General features: G+C 63.7%; 18 protein-coding genes and 1 pseudogene. 8 read left to right on the forward strand and 11 right to left on the reverse strand.

Annotated features, from left to right (window positions below; all coding sequences use genetic code 11):
- The first annotated feature begins 20 nt into the window (after positions 1–20).
- The 4 genes and pseudogenes from ubiG to ABS769_RS01105 form a co-directional block, all read left to right on the forward strand.
- Positions 21–740: a bifunctional 2-polyprenyl-6-hydroxyphenol methylase/3-demethylubiquinol 3-O-methyltransferase UbiG gene (ubiG, locus tag ABS769_RS01090; RefSeq protein WP_006450329.1), complete on the forward strand. Its 720-nt coding sequence runs from the start codon at positions 21–23 to the stop codon at positions 738–740.
- A gap of 115 nt (positions 741–855) precedes the next feature.
- Complete coding sequence (locus ABS769_RS01095; RefSeq protein ID WP_317062511.1) at positions 856–1,521, forward strand: phosphoglycolate phosphatase; 666 nt, start codon at positions 856–858, stop codon at positions 1,519–1,521.
- 28 nt (positions 1,522–1,549) lie between these two features.
- Positions 1,550–2,239, forward strand: a complete 690-nt coding sequence (locus ABS769_RS01100) for a phytoene/squalene synthase family protein (RefSeq protein ID WP_317062510.1) — start codon at positions 1,550–1,552, stop codon at positions 2,237–2,239.
- 297 nt (positions 2,240–2,536) lie between these two features.
- Positions 2,537–2,727, forward strand: a pseudogene (locus ABS769_RS01105) (hypothetical protein); the annotation flags it as partial.
- Positions 2,728–2,791: 64 nt separating this feature from the next.
- Here the strand turns inward: ABS769_RS01105 and ABS769_RS01110 are convergent.
- Positions 2,792–4,462 carry a diffusible signal factor-reguated family 28 glycoside hydrolase gene (locus tag ABS769_RS01110; protein WP_317061028.1) on the reverse strand — a complete coding sequence of 557 codons (1,671 nt, stop codon included), beginning with the start codon at positions 4,460–4,462 and terminating at the stop codon, positions 2,792–2,794.
- A 571-nt stretch (positions 4,463–5,033) separates the two neighbouring features.
- Positions 5,034–6,173 carry a putative acyl-CoA thioester hydrolase gene (locus ABS769_RS01115; RefSeq protein ID WP_317061035.1) on the reverse strand — a complete coding sequence of 380 codons (1,140 nt, stop codon included), beginning with the start codon at positions 6,171–6,173 and terminating at the stop codon, positions 5,034–5,036.
- 457 nt (positions 6,174–6,630) lie between these two features.
- Here ABS769_RS01115 and ABS769_RS01120 point away from each other — a divergent pair, with 457 nt between their 5' ends.
- The 3 genes from ABS769_RS01120 to ABS769_RS01130 all read left to right on the forward strand — a co-directional run bounded on the left by ABS769_RS01120 (position 6,631) and on the right by ABS769_RS01130 (position 8,551).
- Positions 6,631–7,119: a pyridoxamine 5'-phosphate oxidase family protein gene (locus tag ABS769_RS01120; RefSeq protein WP_043889254.1), complete on the forward strand. Its 489-nt coding sequence runs from the start codon at positions 6,631–6,633 to the stop codon at positions 7,117–7,119.
- 183 nt (positions 7,120–7,302) lie between these two features.
- Positions 7,303–7,593 carry a hypothetical protein gene (locus tag ABS769_RS01125; RefSeq protein ID WP_317061027.1) on the forward strand — a complete coding sequence of 97 codons (291 nt, stop codon included), beginning with the start codon at positions 7,303–7,305 and terminating at the stop codon, positions 7,591–7,593.
- A 148-nt stretch (positions 7,594–7,741) separates the two neighbouring features.
- Positions 7,742–8,551: a DUF4440 domain-containing protein gene (locus ABS769_RS01130; protein WP_317061026.1), complete on the forward strand. Its 810-nt coding sequence runs from the start codon at positions 7,742–7,744 to the stop codon at positions 8,549–8,551.
- Positions 8,552–8,642: 91 nt separating this feature from the next.
- On the opposite strand, the gene eutC is transcribed toward ABS769_RS01130, so the two are convergent.
- The 7 genes from eutC to ABS769_RS22685 form a co-directional block, all read right to left on the reverse strand.
- Positions 8,643–9,491, reverse strand: a complete 849-nt coding sequence (gene eutC, locus ABS769_RS01135) for an ethanolamine ammonia-lyase subunit EutC (protein ID WP_317061025.1) — start codon at positions 9,489–9,491, stop codon at positions 8,643–8,645.
- Positions 9,491–10,897 carry an ethanolamine ammonia-lyase subunit EutB gene (locus tag ABS769_RS01140; RefSeq protein WP_317061024.1) on the reverse strand — a complete coding sequence of 469 codons (1,407 nt, stop codon included), beginning with the start codon at positions 10,895–10,897 and terminating at the stop codon, positions 9,491–9,493. Before ABS769_RS01140 ends, eutC begins: the two co-directional genes overlap by 1 nt.
- The gene (gene eat, locus ABS769_RS01145; RefSeq protein ID WP_317061023.1) at positions 10,894–12,258 is read right to left on the reverse strand and encodes an ethanolamine permease; all 1,365 of its coding nucleotides are present in this window, start codon (positions 12,256–12,258) and stop codon (positions 10,894–10,896) included. Before eat ends, ABS769_RS01140 begins: the two co-directional genes overlap by 4 nt.
- Before the next feature lie 229 nt (positions 12,259–12,487).
- Positions 12,488–13,327: a M23 family metallopeptidase gene (locus ABS769_RS01150; RefSeq protein WP_317061022.1), complete on the reverse strand. Its 840-nt coding sequence runs from the start codon at positions 13,325–13,327 to the stop codon at positions 12,488–12,490.
- Positions 13,327–14,676 carry a dihydroorotase gene (locus ABS769_RS01155; RefSeq protein ID WP_168957392.1) on the reverse strand — a complete coding sequence of 450 codons (1,350 nt, stop codon included), beginning with the start codon at positions 14,674–14,676 and terminating at the stop codon, positions 13,327–13,329. Before ABS769_RS01155 ends, ABS769_RS01150 begins: the two co-directional genes overlap by 1 nt.
- Positions 14,673–14,966 (reverse strand): membrane protein insertion efficiency factor YidD, encoded by a 294-nt coding sequence (gene yidD, locus ABS769_RS01160; RefSeq protein ID WP_043889253.1) that lies wholly within the window; start codon positions 14,964–14,966, stop codon positions 14,673–14,675. The genes ABS769_RS01155 and yidD overlap by 4 nt, the downstream gene beginning before the upstream one ends.
- 5 nt (positions 14,967–14,971) lie before the next feature.
- The gene (locus ABS769_RS22685) at positions 14,972–15,619 is read right to left on the reverse strand and encodes a hypothetical protein (RefSeq protein WP_430544145.1); all 648 of its coding nucleotides are present in this window, start codon (positions 15,617–15,619) and stop codon (positions 14,972–14,974) included.
- On the opposite strand from ABS769_RS22685, the gene dksA reads away from it, so the two are divergent.
- Positions 15,609–16,097, forward strand: coding sequence for an RNA polymerase-binding protein DksA (gene dksA, locus ABS769_RS22690; protein ID WP_369910408.1), 489 nt, complete (start codon positions 15,609–15,611; stop codon positions 16,095–16,097). The genes ABS769_RS22685 and dksA overlap by 11 nt on opposite strands.
- Positions 16,098–16,236: 139 nt before the next feature.
- Here dksA and ABS769_RS01170 read toward each other — a convergent pair whose 3' ends face one another.
- Both ABS769_RS01170 and ABS769_RS01175 read right to left on the reverse strand, forming a co-directional pair.
- The gene (locus ABS769_RS01170) at positions 16,237–17,490 is read right to left on the reverse strand and encodes an MFS transporter (protein WP_317061020.1); all 1,254 of its coding nucleotides are present in this window, start codon (positions 17,488–17,490) and stop codon (positions 16,237–16,239) included.
- Positions 17,487–17,924, reverse strand: a complete 438-nt coding sequence (locus ABS769_RS01175) for a SufE family protein (RefSeq protein WP_006449428.1) — start codon at positions 17,922–17,924, stop codon at positions 17,487–17,489. The genes ABS769_RS01170 and ABS769_RS01175 overlap by 4 nt, the downstream gene beginning before the upstream one ends.
- Positions 17,925–18,114 lie beyond the last annotated feature (190 nt).

An 18,114-nucleotide genomic window follows, 5' to 3' on the forward strand; every position in this document is an offset into this window, starting at 1 on the left:
ATCGCAACACGGAGCTCCGCATGAATCCGAATACTCACACCACCTCCGGCAATTTTCATCAGAGCGAATTGGATAAATTCGCCGCGCTTGCAACGCGCTGGTGGGATGCCGACGGCCCGCAGAAGCCGCTACATGCGCTGAACCCGGTGCGTCTGGATTACGTCTCCGCGCGGCTGGATCTTGCCGGCGCGCGCGTGCTCGATGTCGGCTGCGGCGGCGGGTTGCTCAGCGAGTCGATGGCGCGTCTGGGCGCGCAGGTCACCGCGATCGATCTGGCCCCGGAGTTGGTCAAGGTGGCGCGCCTGCACAGCCTGGAATCGGGCGTGCAGGTGGATTACCGCGTGCAATCGGTGGAAGACCTGGCGGCCGAGCAGCCGGGCAGTTTCGATGCGGTGACCTGCATGGAAATGCTCGAGCACGTGCCGGACCCGACCGCGATCATCCGCGCCTGCGCCAGCCTGCTCAAGCCGGGCGGCAAGCTGTTCCTGTCCACGCTCAATCGCACCCCGGCCGCGTTTGCGCTGGCGGTGGTCGGTGCCGAATACATCGCGCGGTTGCTGCCCAAAGGCACGCATCACTACAAGGACTTCATCAAGCCGGCAGAACTTGCGGCGTGGTTGCGCAGCGCCGAGCTGCAGCTGGAAGACGTCAGCGGCATGCTGTACGAGCCGTGGCGCAATCGTGCGCGGCTGTCGTCGCGCACCGAGGTGAATTATCTGGCCTATGCGGTGAAGCCGTGACGAGCAGGGATTGGGGAGTGGGGAGTCGGGATTGGCAACAGCAGGTGGGTGCTTGATGTCTGCGCATTCGCACCTTGCGGATGGCGAGACGCAGCCTTCCAGCGGCGGGGCGTCTATGAATTTCCCGCGTGCGGTGTTGTTCGATCTGGATGGCACCTTGCTGGACAGCGCGCCGGACATGCTGGCCACCGTCAACGCGATGCTGAGCGAGCGGGGACGTGCGCCGATCGCGTTGGCGCAGCTGCGCCCCGTGGTGTCGAAAGGCTCGCGCGCGATGCTGTCAGTTGCGTTTGCCGAACTCGATGCGGACGCCCGCGATGCCTTGGTGCCGGAATTCCTGCGTCGCTATGAAGCCTTGATCGGTACGCAATCGCAGCTGTTCGAGGGTGTCGAAGAATTGCTGCTGCGGCTGGATCGTGCGGGGTGCGTGTGGGGCATCGTCACCAACAAGCCCGAATACCTAGCGCGGCTGATCCTGCCGCAACTTGGCTGGGAACAGCGCTGCGCGGTGTTGATCGGCGGCGATACGCTGGCCGAGCGCAAGCCGCATCCGTTGCCGTTGCTGACAGCTGCCGAACGCATCGGCATTGCGCCTGCGCAGTGCGTCTATGTGGGCGACGATGAGCGCGACATCCTGGCCGCACGCGCGGCAGCGATGCCATCGGTAGCGGTGTTGTGGGGCTATCGGCTGAACGATGACGATCCCTTGAGTTGGCAAGCCGATGTGTTGGTCGAGCAGCCGCAACTGTTGTGGGATGCCGCGACGTGGCCGCAGCCCTGATCTTCTTTCGTTTTTTTCTGGACCCGCCATGAGCCAATCCAGCGCTCTCGACAGTTTTCTCGACAAGTGGCGCACCCGCTGGCCGGAATGGTCGGTTGCCGAGCCTTTCGTTCCGCAACCGCAACGCCCCCTGGCTACCGCCTGGTTTGCGTTGCTGCAGGAATGGGAAGACATCATGAATATCGCCGGCGACCCGTTGCCGGCCGATGCCAAGCTGGCCTGGTGGCAGCAGGAGCTGCGCGATTGGGCGCAGCAGCGCTCGCGCCATCCGCTCGGGCGCGTGCTGGAACCGGTGCGTGCGCCATGGGCGCAATTGGCCGACACCTTGCCGGCGATGCAGGACGCCCGCGTGCCGCCGCAATCGTTGCAGCAAGCGCTGGACAGCTTGGGCGCCTTTGCCGAGGCCGTGGTTGCAGTCGAGGCGGTGATGTTTACGCGCAACCAGCCTGGCGATGCCACGGCGGTGGCGGTGCAATGGCTGGACGCACGTCAGCGTGTGGCCGGCGACAGCGCAACGCCCAGTAGCATGACGACAGCTGCATGGCGCGCGCAATTGCTGCAGGCCTGGCCGCGCAAGCCTGGGTTGGCGCGGCCGCATCGGGTGTGGTCGCGGCTGGCACGTTTGCGCTTGCAGCGCGAACTCGCTGGGAAGGCGGCATATCCGCCGCCGCTGCAGCAGCTTTGGCATAGCTGGCGTGCGGCCAGCGGTGCGGACTAAGAGCGACTAACAAAACTACTGTGCTCATCGCCAGTTGGGCGTGGCCGGCTTTGTGGTTCCCATCAGCCACCACCACGTTAACCGGTGCAATGCCTTCGACTGACTAAGCTTCTTATCCCATCTAATTACGCTACGACTCGAAACCTCGTTCGTCTTGAAGCGATGAGAGGGTGTGGGTAGATCACTCGTCAAGCGGATGATCTGAGGCTTGGCCGCAGGGCCCTTGCCCGCCCACCATCGCGGGACACGCCGCAAGTACGTCCATGTAGGCTCTTACGCGGCATCCATGCCGCGTAAGGTCCCGCGACGGTGGGCGGGCAAGGACCAGTCGAGATGGTCGGTGTGCTTAGCTCTTCTCAAAGCGAACAGCAAAGTGTCTGGTGCGGTGTCCTCGCCGATTGCGGGACCGTGTGGCGGCATGGATGCCGCCACCGAGCCTACATGGACGTACTTGCGGCGTGTCCCGCGAGCGGCGAGGTCACCGCGCCCCTCGACCATCCGAGTTTCAGCGCATGGTTGGTGGCAGTGCACGCAGCGCGGCCTCGAGCACACTCAGATCGGCGAATCAGGCAATACCGAGTGGTAAGCAATAAACGCGTCACTGCACTGCAGTGGCGTACCAGGCCCAGGCTTGCCTTGCAGTTGCACATCGTTGGGCAACGATTCCGACAGCTGATCGAAGAAGCTCACCGGGCCGCCCTTGAAGGTGAAGTGCGTCGCGCCCGGATTGCTGGCCGGCCCGCCGAAATGTGGCTTTGCGAACGAGATCGGGCCACCTTCCAGCACCACGTTGTCCAGCGACAGGGTGATCGGCAAGGTGGTGGTCGCATCGCGATAGCCGTAGAAGCTCAGCTCACCGCCGCCAAACGCCTTGGAACCGAGCGAGTGCACGTTGGTCAACGCAATGCCGCTGAAATTGGGCAGCTTGTTGCGCACCGCTGCATTGGCGTAGCTGGCATCGAATACCAGCGGCCTGGCAACGCCGCGCATGCAGACGTTTTCGAAGCTGATGTCGTAGACCTGGCCGCCACGGCTGCCATCGGATTTGATGCGCAGGCCGTTAGCCGAATACGGATCGGTGTGGACGTCGTTGCTGTTGAAGCCATCGATGCTCAGGCCGCGCACGGCGATATGGCGCATGCCCGAATCGGTTTCGCTGCCCAGTGAAAAACCGTGCGTGTAATAGAACTGGTTGTAGGCGAACAGCATGTTTTCCGAGGCGATGCTGCGCTTGCTGCTGGCATGCGCCTTGATCGCCACGCCATCGTCGCCGGTGCCGATATACGAGTAGGCCAGCAATACCTTCTTCGACTGGCCAGGGTCGAAGCCATCGGTGTTCTTGGCCGTTTCTGGAGTGAAGCAGGTCGCATGCGGATTGACGTCCGGCGTGCTGCCGGCCGGGCAGCGATACCCCGGCCGCGAATAGACCAGGCTGGGCGCGAGAATCTTGATGCCCCATGCCGTCAAGCCGACCACGTTATCGGTGGTGACGTGGAAGTTGGGCGAGTTTTCCAGCGTGATGTCGTACAGGGTGAAGTCGGTGCTGTCGTCGATCTGCAGCAGGCGCGGTACGTGCTGGCTCAGGCCCTTGGTGACGTTGAGATAGGCCAGATCCCACCAGCTGGCGGTGCCGGCATTGGGTCCGGCGGTGAGCGTGCTGCCGCCGCGGCCGTCGATCTTGCCGGCACCCACAATCGCGCTGTTGGCGGTATCGGCGACATGAATCAGCGGGTTGCAGGATTTGGCCTTGTCGCTGGTGGCGGTGCCGCAGGTGCCCAGGCCATTGTCGTAGTCGCGCGGATTGCGCGAGCCGAACAAGGTGACGCCGCGGTCGATCCACAGCGTGACCCCGCTCTTGATCGTCAACGGGCCGCTCAATACGCCAGATTCGCCGGCGTCGCCGGTGACCAGACGCACTGCGCTGCCGGCGGGGCAGTCATCGATGGCCGCCTGCACACGCGCGGTATCGCGCTTGGATTGCGCCGGATCGTTGTCGAGCGTATCCAGCGAACCGGCAACCGGCACCAGCGCGGCCTTGAGCGTGGCGCAGACCTGCGTCGGTAGCGTGGGCTGCTGGATCAATCCCCAACTGGTGGAGATGCTGTGCGCGGTATCGGCCACGTCTGGCGTGTGCGGCCGTGCGGCGCTGGCTTCGTATGTCACCAGACCGAGTAGCGCGAGCGTCAACGGCGCAAGCGCTGGAAAGGGGGAATGAGACTGCATGGAATGACTCCGAGAGTGGAATGCGAAAAACGCCGTCGATCAGTCACAGGCGCGTCGCCGGTCTGTTGCATTCGCATGACAGCGATTGCAAACACGCGCCGTTGGCGGGCCCGAAGTATCGATCGCTACACAGCGTGATCGGGAGCGATCGACGACCAAGCGTAGCCTCTCATGCCAGCGCGCGATGTCGGATGGGCGAATTCAGCGCCGCATCGCCGAAGGCAACGCAGGCGTTGTCGCAATCGGTGCAGTGCAATGCTCCGCGCACGGCCTGGTGCAAGACATGCGTTGCGCATGCCATGCAATGTGGAGGCTGTGCTCGGCAACCGCACAGCACGCACTGCGCGCAACCAAGCACACCGACCATTTCCACCAGTCCTTGCCCGGCCGCCATCGCGGGCTCTTCTGCGGCATGGATGCCGCAGAAGAGCCCACACGGACGTACTTGCGGCGTGTCCCGCGATGGCGAGCGGGCAAGGACCCTCCAGCGAATCAGCAGATCAGCCGCTCTACAACACCGAGTGCCGACAGGCGATGATGGCGGCGTTGAACCGCGTGTTGACGTGAAGAGTCAGTCTGCGCTGCCGGCACCGCTATTGCTGTATTCGTAAAAACGGTTCGGCGAATTGGCGCAATTGCTGCTGCAATACGGACGGCTCGCGGTGGACGCATTCCACGGTGCGGTCTTGCGGAGATGGCTGCCCAGGTTGGAATTGCGCACCGTGACTTGACCGTTGGGCGAGGTGCCATCGACATAGGCACTCAGATCGCTGATGCCCTCATCCCAGGCGCGCCCCAGATAGGTGTTGTTGTCGGGTGAGCCGGAAATGGCGACGAAGTTGCTGTCGATCGCCAGAAAGCCGTAGCTGCTGCCGGGGCGCGTGCTGGGCGCAAAGATGTAGCCGCCGCGGCTGGTGCCAAGCCGCGCGCCGGTGGAGCGGATGGTGGCGTGATCGAACACGCCTACGCCAGAGCCGAAGATGAAATCGACATCGCCATCGATCGTGCTGTTCTTGAAATAGGCACGGATCAGGTTGGCCGCGTTGGTGGCGCTGATCAACAAGGTGTCCTGATTGCCGGTCACAAGCACATCTTCGAAGCTGGCTTTGTCGCCACGTACTGCCAGCGCCACTGCTGCCTGGTTGTTGTTGGTGTAGGTGCCTTCGACATAGTTGTTGTCCACGCGCAGATGGCGTGCCTGAAAGCCGGCGGCGCGTATGGTCAGCGTTGCGCTATTGGACGTTCCCACCGTGGTTGCCGATGCATTGCTGGCACAGGCGTGGCTTGCGGTGCCCGCCGGCTTGGGCGTGGGATTGGCGTTGTTGAAGCGGATAACGGTGTCTGCGGTGTTCGTGCCCAAGCCGAACACGGTCAGCGGCGGTGCGCCCGTCGGCACGCAGACCAACTCGGTATAGGTACCTGCCTTGATGCTGATGTAACGACGCGTGGTGCCGCCTGCGGCCACGGCTGCATCGATCGCCGCTTGCACGGTGCGATAGCGCGTGGAGCCGTCGGCTGCGACCGCGTAATCCGCGCTGAGCAATGCAACGCCCGCAGTGGGATTCCAGTTGTCGGTCACCAGTGCGTTGAGCGGCCCGGCCTTCGCCAGCGCCTTGGCAATCGTGTAGGTGCTCGCTTCGCTGCTGGTGAGTTGTGGCCGGCTGGCGGTGCCGGTCAAGGCAGTCGCATCGATGCTGACAAGACTCAGCAGTGCGGCAGCGATGCAGCTCGTGCGGATAGGCAGTGCAGACATGAGTGGCGCTCTCCATGGACAGGGCACGGTGGATAGGTCGATACGCTTCGGACGCTGAACCTTGCGCGCGGGATGGGGAAGCCATGGCGCGACATAGGAAGGCAGGTGTCGATCGCCATGGTTGAGTCCTCTGTGTTGTCACCACGCGAGCGGCGAGGAGATGGTACTGCCGTGTCCGTTTGTTCCGGCTTCGCTACCAGGTGCAATGTCCAGGACCATCGGCGGCATCACGGTTTTCGGCAAGATTGCGTCGCAAACGGGCCACGTGTGCTGTGCTGCGATACACGTGCGCAGTCTTATTGCGTACTGCACGTTGCTGTTGTGTGCAGACAACGGTGCGCGTCGTCACATGCTGTGGTCGCTCGCGCTTACAGACTCAATCACCCGCGTAGAGATGCGCTTGTCAGGAATCGAAATGACAGATCCCAAAGAGTTGCAGGAAAAGTTCTGGAAGGCGCTCAAATCCGATCGCACCGTGATGCTGGGCCTGGACGGCGTCGAAGACGGCCACGCGCGCCCGATGACCGCGCAAATCGAAGGTGACAGCGGCGGCCCGATCTGGTTCTTTACCTCCAAGGACAATGCGCTGATCGCGATGCTGGGGCAGGGCCGTCGCGTCATCGGCGCCTTCAGCAGCAAGGGGCATGATCTGTTCGCCAGCATCAGTGGCGCCTTGCACGAAGACACTGACCCTGCAGTGATCGATCGCTTATGGAACCCGCACGTTGCTGCGTGGTACGAGGGCGGCAAGGATGACCCGAAATTGGCGCTGCTGCGCCTGGACGCGGACCACGCACAGATCTGGCTCAACGGTTCCAGCCTGCTTGCAGGTATCAAGGTGCTGTTCGGTGTCGATCCGAAGAAGGACTATCAGGACAAGGTGGCGGACGTTCCGTTGCGCTGAGTCTTTGTGGAAGCATGCATGACCTTGAAGGTCTGCATGTCGATCCGTTGGTTCAAGTGCTGTCGCTTGCGCATACGACGACCCAGCTGAAATGCTGGGTCGTCGTTGTAGAAGTGAAACGCACGCAGAGCGGCAGCCGGCACAGTGCAGCTACGCGCTGAGTGCCTTACCAGGAGATGCGATATGCAACAGATCGAGATTGGCCAGATGGTGTTTCTGCGCGATGGCGAAGTCGGCGTCGGCGCAGTGCGCGACATTCTCAAAGACGGTGCCGAGCTCGTCATCAATATCGAAAACGGGGGTGACTTCGTCCTGCCTGCATCGGTGGTGCGCGATGTGCATTCCGGCAAGGTGATGCTGGATGTCGATCAGTTGCCTGAAGAAGTGCGCGACGCGCTGCGCCATCCGCACGACAACGAGTTGCGAACCAGTACGTATGCCGCAAGCAATCCGCAGGATGGGGCGCTCAAGTAAGTCGTAGCTCGATGCGAAGGATGCAGGGATTTGTAGCCGTCTGGTGTTTCGCCTGAATGTCTGTCGGCGGTCGAGTCTACTTGTCGCTAAAACCAGCCCATGCGGCACAGTGACTTCCGGGTCGTGCCAGCTGTTTGCCGATCTCTTATTGTCGAACTCCAAGCAGTGGGATCGGATGATGAGACTCGGCAAGCTGGCAATCGTGCTATCGATTCTTGTCGCGTTCGATACATTCGGTGCGACTGTTCAACAAGACGAAGACAAGATTCGACAAGCCGACGCGGCATTCTGGAAGGCCTACAACGCTTGCGATATGAGGGCCGTTACGGATCTTTTTACTGCAGATGTTGAGTTCTATCACGACAAGACCGGGCTCACGACCTCACGCGAAGCGGTGGTCGATTCGTTGCGCAACGGACCCTGTGCCGATGAAAACTTGCGGCTTCGACGCGAGGCGCTGAGCGACAGTATCGAGTTCCATCCGCTTAAGGGCGGTTACGCGCTGCTGTCGGGCCGTCACCGCTTCTACGTGCAGGAACGTCAGAAAGCAGAGCGATTGGATGGGCAAGCCGACTTCACCACGGTCTGGAAAGTTGCCGACGGGCGCTGGCGCATGCATCGCGTGCTCAGTTATGCGCACGGGCCCGTGCCTTACACGCCGCCATCAAGAACGACCACGCTTCCGCCTGAACTGCTGGAGCGTTACGCGGGGCTCTATCGCTCGCCTCGCATCGGCATCATCCAGGTCGCGGTCGCAGGCGACCATCTGACACTCACGGCCGGCAGTTTTGTCGCTACGCTCTATCCGCAATCCACCACGCGTTTCTTCGCGATGGAGCGCGATCTGCGTTTTGATTTCGAGGGCGGTGACAAGGAGCTTCCCAGATCGCTGGCCGTCTACGAGAACGGCGTTGTCAGCGAACGTGCCGTGCGCGAAGACGCACCTGCGCGCGAATAACGAGCAGAGTCATATTCCGCCAACCGCATTTGGAAGCACTCAAGCGCACAGATCGATGTAGCCACGCCGCCATATCGCGTGGGTAGTTGGCTTAGCTGCCAGCAACGTCCGGTGATAGACCATCCGGTAGCAAAAACGTACGCGGTGCGGCATCTGGCGGGCCAGCCGATGGCAGTGCCGGTTGCTCGGCTTCGTCCTTGAGTTGCACGCCGGATAGCTTGCGTCGAAACGCCTCGCGTAACAGGTACGCAAGTTTGTACGTGGCTTCGGCGTAACTCAGCCCTTCGGCGCGGATGTTGGAGATGCAATTGCGCGCGGCGTCGGTCAGGCCGAGCCGTGGGGTGTAAGTCAGATACAGGCCCAGGCTGTCGGGCGAACTCAGTCCCGGCCGCTCGCCGATCAGCACGATCACTGCACGGGCCTTGAGCAATTCGCCGACCTCGTCGCCGATGGCCACACGCCCTTGCGCGATCAGCACCACCGGTGCCAGCGACCAGCCCTCGTGTGCGGCCAAGCGATCGATATGTTCCAGCATCTGCGGGGCATTGCGGTGTACGGCCAGCGCCGAGAGCCCGTCCGCGACCACGACCGCCACGTCATGTCCACCGCCATGCACGGCGGTCAGACCACGCAGTTGCGTGGCGGCGTCGGCGGCCAGGCGCCGGCCCAGATCCGGGCGTTGCAGATACACATGCCGATCCGCCGCCGCGCTGTGCAGCAGCATGCTGATACGCCCGCGCTGTTCCAGCGCGGCCTGCAGCGGCGCTGGATCGAATGCCAGATGCACCGCATCGCGTGCCTGCGCATGCGCCAGCTGGAAATCCAGATGCGCAGCTGTCGGCAGGCTGGTGCCGACGCGCCCCAGCGCGATCCGTGCCGGCGTGAGGTGACGCAGCTGCGCCCAGGCATCACGCGGTGGTAGTGGTGTAGTGCTGCTCATTACGCGGCGCCGCTGTTCAATTGCGCCAGCGCACGCCGGAACGGTGCCGGCACCTCGCTACCGAGCTCGAAGCGGCCATCGCGCAGGCGCAAAATGCCTTGCTGTTCCAGCCACTGTTCGAACTCGGGCGCAGCACGCAGGCCCAGTGCCTGGCGCGCATACAGCGCATCGTGAAACGAGGTGGTCTGGTAGTTGAGCATCACATCGTCGGAGCCGGGAATGCCCATGATGAAGTTGATGCCTGCGGTGCCGAGCAGGGTCAGCAGCACATCCATGTCGTCCTGATCGGCTTCGGCATGGTTGGTGTAGCAGATGTCGCAGCCCATCGGCACGCCGAGCAACTTGCCGCAGAAATGATCCTCCAGCCCGGCGCGGATGATTTGCTTGCCATCGTAGAGATATTCCGGGCCGATAAAGCCCACCACGGTGTTCACCAGCAATGGTTTGAACTGCCGCGCCACTGCATACGCGCGCACCTCGCAGGTCTGCTGATCGACGCCATGGTGCGCATTGGCCGACAACGCGCTGCCCTGGCCGGTCTCGAAATACATCACGTTGTCGCCGACATTGCCACGGCGCAACGACAGACCCGCCTCATAACCCTCCTGCAGCAGGGCCAGATTGATGCCGAAGCTGGTATTGGCCGCTTCCGTGCCGGCGATGGACTGGAACACCAGATCCACCGGCACGCCGCGTCCGATCGCCTCGATGGTGGTGGTGATGTGCGCCAGCACGCAGGACTGCGTGGGAATCTGGTAGCCGGTGATCACCGCATCGAGCATGCGCAACAACGCGGTGGTGGCGGCCAGGCTGTCGCTGGCCGGGTTGATGCCGATCACCGCATCGCCGTTGCCGTACAACAAACCGTCGAGCACGCTGGCGGCAATGCCGGTGGCATCGTCGGTGGGGTGGTTGGGTTGCAGCCGCGTTGACAGCCGCCCACGCAAGCCCAGCGTGTTGCGAAAGCGCGTGACCACGCGCGTTTTCTGCGCGACCAGAATCAGGTCCTGCACCCGCATCAGCTTGGACACCGCCGCCACCATCTCCGGTGTCAGTCCGGGCGCCAGTGCGGTGAGTGCGGCTTCGTCGGCCTGCGCACTCAACAGCCAATCGCGAAAGCCGCCGACGGTGAGATGCGCGACCGAGGCGAACGCGGTCGCATCGTGTTGGTCGACGATCAAGCGTGTGACTTCATCCGTTTCGTACGGCACCACCGCTTCATCCAGAAAATGGCGCAGCGGCAGGTCCGCCAGCGCCATCTGCGCAGCGACGCGCTGCAGACCGGAGTCGGCGGCCAACCCGGCCAGTTGATCGCCCGAGCGTGCCGGCGTGGCCTTGGCCAGCAACGTCTTGAGATCGGCAAACTGGAAGCGCTCGCCGCCTGCGGTGAAGGCGAACCCACTCATCTGACAGTGCTCGCAGGCGTGTGTTGGCCGCGCAAGCTCAGTACGCAACACACCGCACCAAACAGCAGCAGGCCTACAAAGATCAGCGCCACGATCGGGTTGAACCACACCATCGCCACCAGGCACACCAGCGCCAGCAGCAGCGCAATCGCCGGCACTACCGGATAACCCGGTGCGCGAAAACTGCGCTCAAGCAATGGCTCTGCGCGGCGCAGTTTGAACAGGCTGAGCATGCTCATCACATACATCACGATCGCGCCGAACACCGACATGGTGATCATCGCCGCGCTCAGCGACATGCCCTGGATCTTGACCACGCCATCGCTGCAGATCGCCGCGATACCGATCGCGCCGCCGGCAAGAATCGCGCGATGCGGCGTGCGAAAGCGCGACAGTTTGGCCAGCCCGTGCGGCAAAAAACCCGCACGCGCCAATGCGAAGAACTGCCGCGAATAGCCCAGGATGATGCCGTGAAAACTGGCCACCAGACCGAACAAACCGATCCACACCAGCATGTGCAGCCAGGTCGAGCTATTGCCGACTACCGCTTTCATTGCCTGCGGCAACGGGTCGTTGATGTTGGACAGCTGGCGCCAATCGCCGACGCCGCCGGCAAACACCATCGTTCCCAACGCCAGCACCACCAGCGTGAGGATGCCGGCGATGTAGGCGCGCGGGATCGTGCGCTTGGGATCCTTGGCTTCTTCGGCCGCCATCGCCGCGCCCTCGATCGCCAGAAAGAACCAGATCGCAAAGGGAATCGCAGCGAAGATGCCGGAGATCGCCGCCGGGCCGAAATCGTTGCTGCCGGCCCAACCGTTGGCGGCAAAGCGCGCGACGCTGAAACCCGGCGCCACCACACCCATGAACACCAGCAGTTCGATCACCGCCAGCAAGGTCACCACCAACTCGAAGGTGGCGGCGATCGCCACGCCGACGATGTTCAAGCTCATGAAGATCACATACGCCCCGATTGCGGCAATACGTGGGTCCAGGGTCGGAAACTGCACGTTGAGATAGGCGCCGATCGCCATCGCAATGGCCGGCGGTGCGAACACGAATTCGATCAGCGTGGCCAGGCCCGCCAACATGCCGCCATAGGTGCCGAACGCGCGCAGGCTGTAGGCGAACGGCCCACCGGCGTTCGGGATGGCCGTGGTCAGCTCGGTGAAGCTGAAGATGAAGCAGGTGTACATCACCGCCACCAGCACGGTGGTCACCAGAAATCCCAGGGTACCGGCGGTGCCCCAGCCGTAGCTCCAACCGAAATACTCGCCGGAAATCACCAGTCCCACGGCGATCCCCCACAGTTGCCAGGTGCCCAGTGTGGGTTTGAGTTGCTCGTTGCGCATGTCGCACATCTCCTGCGGTCGGGGGAGGGGAGATGAAGCACGTCCGACGCCGCAGCGGTGGACCAACCGTCTGGCTCGATCGTCCGCTAAGAAAGTGGCGAGGATCGAAGATCGACGGTCGTCCCGGTTATACCCCAAAGCCCCGCGTCCAACACAGGCACAGCGGGTAGGCCACAGAGAACAGGCCGCCACGCTGACGCAACCGGTGCCCGCTGTTTCATTTCGCTACCCAACGGCTCTATTTGTTGCGCTCAAGCACCAGCAACGGATCGATGCGCACATCGAACCAATTCATCCCCCAATGCAGATGCGGCCCGGTCGCGCGCCCGGTGGCGCCCACGGCGGCAATCACCTGACCCTGCTCCACGCGATCGCCCACTTTCACGTCGATGCGTGAGAGGTGCAGAAAGTTGGAGCTCACCCCGAAGCCATGGTCCAGCAGCACGGTGCCACCGGTCAGATACAGATCCGGCGCTGCGAAGGTGACCACGCCGGCGGCCGGCGCCTTGACCGGCGTGCCGGTGGGTACCGCGATATCCATGCCCGAATGACCGGTACCGGGCTGGCCGTTGTAGACACGTGCATTGCCGAAGCGCCCGCTGATGCGGCCCTGCACCGGCCAGATGAAGGGCTGCGCGAAATCGGTGCGCGCATCGTCGCGATCGCGTGCAGCGGTCACCTGCGCCTGTTCGCGCTTGATCCGCTCGGCGATCGCCGCAGGCGGGTTGACGGTCTTGGGCGGCACGCCGTTGACGCGTTCCACCGGCCAATCGCGCGGCGTCACTGCGATGCTGGCAGTCTCCTTGCCGCCATCGGGCCGGGTGATCTGCACCTGTAACGGGCCGGTGGCATCGCGGCCGATACCGAACACCACGCTGCCATAGCCACTCACCCGCAGCGCACGGCCGGCGTACTGCACCTGGCTGCCCGCCGGCACCTTGCCGATCACCATCGCGCCTTGCGAGGCGCTTGGCGGAAACACCACATCCGCAGCGCTCGCAGATTGCGCAGAGGCATCACCAACAGCAAATGCGAGCGGCGCCAGGGCAAGCCAGGCGCCAAACAGGGTTGCGCGCATCAGCGGTCGAAGGTCAGGCGCTGACCGGCGGCGCTACCGACCAACTGTTCGCCATCCCACACCTGCTGGCCGTTGACCCAGGTCGCGGCGATGCGCGAGCGGAACGTAGTGCCTTCGAACGGCGACCAGCCGCACTTGGACAACACCTGCTCGCGCTTCACGGTGAACGGGGTGTTGTCGATCATCACCAGGTCGGCGAAATAGCCTTCGCGCAGAAAACCGCGCTCTTCCACATCGAACAACTGCGCCGGCGCATGCGCGAACTTCTGCACGATGCGGGTGATCGGCAGCTTGCCTTCATGCACCAGCTCCAGCGCGGCGACCAGCGCGTACTGCACCAAGGGCAGGCCCGACGGTGCCTGCGCGTAGGGCTTCTGCTTCTCTTCCCAGGTATGCGGGGCGTGGTCGGTGGCGAGCACGTCGATGACATCTTCGGCCAGCGCCTCGATCAGCGCCAGGCGGTCGTCGGCGTCCTTGATCGCGGGGTTGCACTTGATCAGGTTGCCTAGCCGCGCGTAGTCGCTGCGGTCGAAGCGCAAAAAGTGGATGCAGGTCTCGGCGGTGATGCGCTTGCGCACTTTGCCGTCGGCGTCGACCAGCGGGCCTGCTTCGAACAGCGCCAGCTCGTCGGCGGTGGAGATATGCAGCACGTGCAGGCGCGTGTTGTGCTTGCGCGCCAACGACACCGCCAGCTGCGAGGACTTCAGACACGCCTCACGCGAGCGGATGTCCGGATGCATCTCCGGAGTCAATGCATCGCCGTACTTTTCCTTGAACTGCGCCAGCGTCGCATCGATGGTCGGGGTGTCTTCGCAGTGGGTGATGATCGGCGTCGGCGCGTCGCGGAAGATCGCGTCCAGTGTTTCGGGGTTGTCGACCAGCATGTTGCCGGTTGAGGCGCCCATGAACACCTTGATGCCCGGCGCGGTCTTGGGATCCAGCGTCTGGATCGCGGCCAGATTGTCGTTGCTGGCGCCCATGTAGAAGCCGTAATTGGCCCATGCGCGCCCGGCCGCAGCGTCGTACTTGGACTGCAGCGCAGCCGCATCCAGGGTCGGCGGATTAGTATTGGGCATGTCCATGAAGCTGGTCAGGCCGCCGGCCACGGCAGCACCGGATTCGGTGGCGATATCACCCTTGTGGGTCAGCCCCGGCTCGCGGAAGTGCACCTGGTCGTCGATCATGCCCGGCAGCACCCAGCGCCCGGCCGCGTCCACCACCGTATCGCCTGCAGCCGGAGTGATCTTGTCGGCGATCTTGGCGATGCGGCCAGCTTCGATCAGGAGATCGGCATCGAACTCCTTGCCTTCATTGACCAGGCGGGCATTGACGATGACGGTTCGGCTCATGGGTGGGGTCCTTTGCAGCGGCAGGAAGTGGAAGAGGGCGAAGACGCGGACGTAGGCGCGTCGGGGACGGGATCGAACCCGCCCGGATGGAAAGGATGGCAACGGCCCAGCCGGCGCGCAGCCAGCCAGCAGCCGCGAAGCGGGCCGAAGCGGCCGATCGCGGTCATTGCATACTCCGAGCAACTGGGCGCAAACCGGCAGCGCGGCCCTAACAGAGGGCTAATGAATATTTTGTAGAAGCGCAGCAGCGCGATGAGCAGGCGTGAGATCACTTGCCAATGATATGCCACTTGGACTAATGGGTGGTTGCCGGGGGTCCTTGGGGTAAGCTATAAAGGCCCGCTTTCCCGGGCCCCGGGGGAACCAAGGATGAGCGTTTCGTGGCTGCTAAAAAAACTGCAAACAAGGCCGTAGAGGCCGCCAAGAAGTCCGCCAAACCCGTTGCGAAGAAAGCGGCGGCGCCTGCCGCTGCAAAACCGGCTGCCAAGCAGGCGACGCCGGCCACCAAGCAATCTGTCGCCAAGAAGGCAGCTGTGACCAAGGCCGCTGCCAAGCCGGCGCCGGCCTCCAAGGCCGCAGTGCCCCAGCCCGCGGCTGTCAAACCTGTAAAACCGGCCGCCAAGAGTGCTGCAAAGCCGGCGGCAAACAAGGCAGCTCCGGCTGCCGCCAAACCGGCCGCCACGCCGGTGGCGCCCAAGTCCGTACCGAAGCCGGCTGCCAAGCCGACTCCGGCCAAGTCAGTCCCGGTCAAGGCTGAAAAGCCCGCGCCCGCACCGGCCCCCAAGGCCGTCCCTGCGAAGCCGGCAAAGCCTGCGACCCCGTCAGTTAAGAATCCCGTGCCCGTTTCGAAATCTTCAGCAAAAACACCAACCAAAACCGAAGCCCCCGCCAAGCCCGCCGCGACCCGTCCGGTCGGTAAGGTGGCCGTGGCCGTGACTGCCAAGTCGTCCAGCCCGACGCCCAAGACCAAGTACAAGGTGGTCGACTACAAGATCGACGAGACCACCGGTCGCCCGATCCTGCCGCAGGGCTACAAGCCTGCCGCGGACGAGGAGTACATGAGCAAGCTGCAGCAGGAGTACTTCCGTCAGCGTCTGCAGCGGTGGCGCAACGAGATGGTCGAGGAATCCAAGCAGACCATCGAGAACCTGCGTGAAGAAGTGCGCGATATCGGCGACGAAGCCGAGCGTGCCACCCGCGAGACCGAGAACTCGCTGGAACTGCGTGCTCGCGACCGTGCACGCAAGCTGATCTCCAAGATCGACAGCACGCTCAAGCGTCTGGAAGATGGCGACTACGGCTATTGCGTGGACACCGGCGAAGAGATCGGCCTGGACCGCCTGGAAGCGCGTCTGACCGCTGAGCGCACCATCGACGCGCAAGAGCGTTGGGAGCATCTGCAGAAGCAGCAGGGCGATTGATCGTTAAGATTGACCGTTAAGCAAGCGTCGAAGCCTCATTGGTCGACTACAAAAACCCCGCCATGCGGGGTTTTTGATGCGTCAAGGAAACGGCGATGCCGGCTGCGTTCGCTACCGGCATCTCGCGCCACTGCGCACATCACTGCAAATCGCGCAGATCCAGCTTGCGTAGCTTCGGCGCCTTCCACGCTGTGGTGGCGACCACGCCCAGGGTCACGCAGCCGCCGATCACCACCGCCGGCACCAGGCCGACCAGGCGCGCCATCACCCCGTCGTAGAACGCGCCCAGCTCGTTGGAAGAGCCGATGAAGATGCCGTTGATCGACGACACCCGGCCGCGCATCGCATCGGGCGTGGCCAGCTGCAGGATGGTCTGACGCACCACCACCGAGACGCCGTCGCACATGCCGTAGACCAGCAGGATGGCCGCCGACAGCCAGAAATGCCGCGACAGGCCGAACGCGATCGTGCACAAACCGAAACCGGCCACCGACAGCATCAGGATGCGCCCGGCATTGCGCTGCAGCGGGTGACGCGCCAGCCACACGCCGACCACGATCGAGCCCAGTGCCGGTGCGCCACGCAGGATGCCCAGGCCCTCCGGGCCGTAGTGCAGGATGTCGTGGATGAAGGCGGGCAGCATCGACACCGCGCCACCCAGCAGCACCGAGAACATGTCCAGCGCCATCGCGCCCAGCATGATCTGGTTGGACAGCACGAACTGCGCGCCTTCGGCGATGCTGCGGAAGATCGGCGCACGCGGGCCTGCGTTGACCGGCTCGCTGACTCGCAGCAGCGCCAGCGCCAGGATCGCCACCAGCGCCACGCCGGCGGCCACGCCATAAGCCAGGCCCTTGCCGCCCCAGCCGACCAGCACGCCGCCCAGCGCCGGGCCGATGACCATGCCGGCCTGAAAAGTGACGCTGCCGATGCTGGCGCCGCGCGCGAAGGCTTCGCGTGGCAACGCACGTGCGAACAAGGCGTTGTAGACCGGCGACAGGAACGAACGTGCTGCACCGGTCAGTGCGATGGCCGCATAGATCGGCCACACGCCTTGTACCGGCAGCCAGCCATGCGTGATCGCCAACAGCAGTAGCGCAGTGGCGACCAGACCCAGCACTGCGACCATGCCCAGACGGCGGCGCGGCAAGTGATCGACCAGATAACCGGCAAACGGCGCGATGCAGAAGAACGGCAGGATCTCCGCCAGCCCGATCAGCCCGAGCGAGAGCGGATTGCGGGTGATCTCGTAGATATGCCAACCGACCGTGACCGCGACGATCTGGTACGACAGCATTGCCGCTACGCGATACAGCAGCACCAGACCGAAGCCGGGGTAGGCGAACAGCGTGCGCAGCGAGGCGGCGGGCGAGGGAGGCGTGGGCGTGCTCACTGCTGAGCGCGGGCGGTGTCGCGAATGAAGGCCAGCATCGCCGCCACACCGTTGCTGCGGGTCGGCGACAGGTGCTTGGCCAGGCCGATGCCGGCGATGTAGTCCGGCTCGGTGGCCATGATCTCCTGCGCGCTACGCCCCGAGTACACGCGCAAGGCGAGATAGATCAGCCCGGAGACGATCGCCGAATCGCTGACGGCGTGGAAGTCCAGCCGCTCGGCGTTGCCCTCCGGCACGATCCACACCATCGACTGGCAGCCATGCAGGCGGTGTTCTTCGGTCTTCCACTGTTCCGGGAAGGTGGGCAGCTTGCGGCCCAGGTCGATCAGGTACTGGTAGCGCTCGGACCAGTCGCTGAAGAAGGAAAATTCCTCGGCGATGGTGGCCTGTGCTTCGATGGCGGTGGGTTCGAGCGGGAAGGGGGTAGTGGTCATCTAAAGTCCAGAATCATTCGCAAAAATCCAGGGTCGTTCGATCAAAGCCCCTCTCACTCCGGGGCGAGAAGGCGCGGTTTGCGCGCCACTGGCGCGCGTGCCTTGGAGCGCCTGCGCCGCCAGCGCGGGCCGGGGCGCGGAGCGGGGGTTGGGGTGAGGGTGCGGGCGGAGCCACGTGCATTAACTTCTT

The sequence above is a fragment of the Xanthomonas hortorum genome (assembly GCF_040279205.1).
GTDB classification, from domain to species: domain Bacteria; phylum Pseudomonadota; class Gammaproteobacteria; order Xanthomonadales; family Xanthomonadaceae; genus Xanthomonas; species Xanthomonas hortorum_F.